This window comes from Pseudomonas sp. MWU13-3659 (assembly GCF_023757525.1).
Classification (GTDB): Bacteria; Pseudomonadota; Gammaproteobacteria; order Pseudomonadales; family Pseudomonadaceae; genus Aquipseudomonas; species Aquipseudomonas entomophila_E.
The window spans coordinates 1-1,601 of record NZ_JAMSHW010000075.1 but is presented as its reverse complement, the minus strand read 5'-3'; the positions used below and the strand labels follow the sequence as shown (position 1 = coordinate 1,601).

At 62.6% G+C, this 1,601-nt stretch carries 1 protein-coding gene and 1 pseudogene; both read right to left on the bottom strand.

What is annotated here, in order from left to right; all coding sequences use genetic code 11:
- Nucleotides 1-454, bottom strand: a pseudogene (locus NGM28_RS28340) (hypothetical protein); the annotation flags it as partial.
- A gap of 7 nt (nt 455-461) precedes the next feature.
- The coding region (locus NGM28_RS28335) for a phage tail protein (RefSeq protein ID WP_252092534.1) at nt 462-1,601 on the bottom strand (1,140 nt) is incomplete at its 5' end.

Here is a 1,601-nt window from a genome sequence, read left to right as displayed (position 1 = left end):
TGCTCGCGTAGCGGTGCGATTCACCCAGGGCGCTGGAGCTGAAGCCACCTTCGAGGTACTGGGCACACCCGCTGGTGATCGCGGCCAGTCTCTCCTGGTACAGCTTGGTCAGGATCGCGGCGGTATCGTCCACCCACTTGCCGTTTTTCCACACCTGGTCGGGGCCGGGCTTCTCCGTCGTGTAGCCCGAGGGGATCGACTCCATACCGTTGAGCGTTCGGGGCTCGCTGTCGGTGATGCTGTACACCACCAGGCCCTGGAAGTAGTCCACCAGTTGCCAGGCCTGGCCGTTCCAGTGCGCGGCCTTGTTTTCCGGGATCAGCGGTGGCGGTACCTCGACGCAACCGCCGGGGATCAGGAACACACCCGGCTCCAGGGGCGACTCGTCGGCCTCGGTGATGCCAGTGAACAGGCCCAGCGGGGAGGTCTGGTAAACCGTCTTTGTCTTTTGCATGCGGGCCTCAGTACTTGATGTAGGTATATAGGGCGATGTTCGGCGGGCGCGACTCATTGCCCCCGTCGCCAATAATGGTGATCGATGCCGGGTGGGTGTGTGCTCCGGCCCAGTTCACGGCTGATGTGTATTGAACGGGGCCGCCACCTGGCGCTACTAGATCGGGGTAGATGCCGGCAACGTCGTTACTGCCCATTCGGATGGTGTGGGGATGCGCCCCTGCCTCGGAAATGCTGACGGACGACCCTGGATGGTTGTGCCACATGTTCTGACTTGCTTGGAAAGTGCCCTGGACCCGCCCAGGGTCGAAGCCGCGCCCATCGTCCACGTCGCGAGTGAACAAGCCACGGGTGTCTGGCAGGTGGAACGTGCTGACGCCGTCGCCGACGCCATACAACGTGCCGATCTCGGCAAACAATCGGGAAAAGGTGATCCGACTCACCACTGCCCCGTTAGTCCGTAGCGTGCCAGTGGGGGCCTTGCGGCTGAAGCTCTGGATCATGGTGCCCGGCGGGACAATCGCATCCGGCACCAGGTTGCCGGTGTGGAACACTTCCACGGTCGGCGTCCAGGCGCCATCGTTTGTGGTAGCGCGCGCAAGCACCCGTACTCCTGGCCCACCCTGGGTAACAGCGATCTGGGCCGAAAAATTTGAGGCGGTGTACGGCAGGTTCAAGACGCTGCAATAGTTGGCCAAGCTGGTGGCTCCACCCAACCAGCAATGAAAGCCGCCCGGTAAACCGATGGTGTCAATCGAACTGACCTGTGCAGTGCTTGAGCCAAGCCCCTGATCACCGCGTTTGATTGCGTCCGTGATGCCGTATCCCGCCAACGTTGTGGTCTTGTCGGCTTTGGTGTTCGGGTTGAAGTTGGCGGAGTCCCAAATCGTATTCCCGTTCCAGCACAGTTGGCCGCCAGAGGCCATCCCCAAGGTGCCTGCGGTCACGCCTCCCCAGTGAAACCCGATACGCGGTGCGTAGTCCCAGGACCGATTGGCCTCCTGGACGAGGTTCACCTCGCGGATCTCCAGGGCCGGGGTCTGGTAGGTGGTGCCTGGTACCGGCGAATAGAAGCGCGGCACCTGGCCCGAATGGCCGGTGTGCAATGCGTCGGTGATGCCATAGCCGGCCAACGTGGTGGGCTTGCC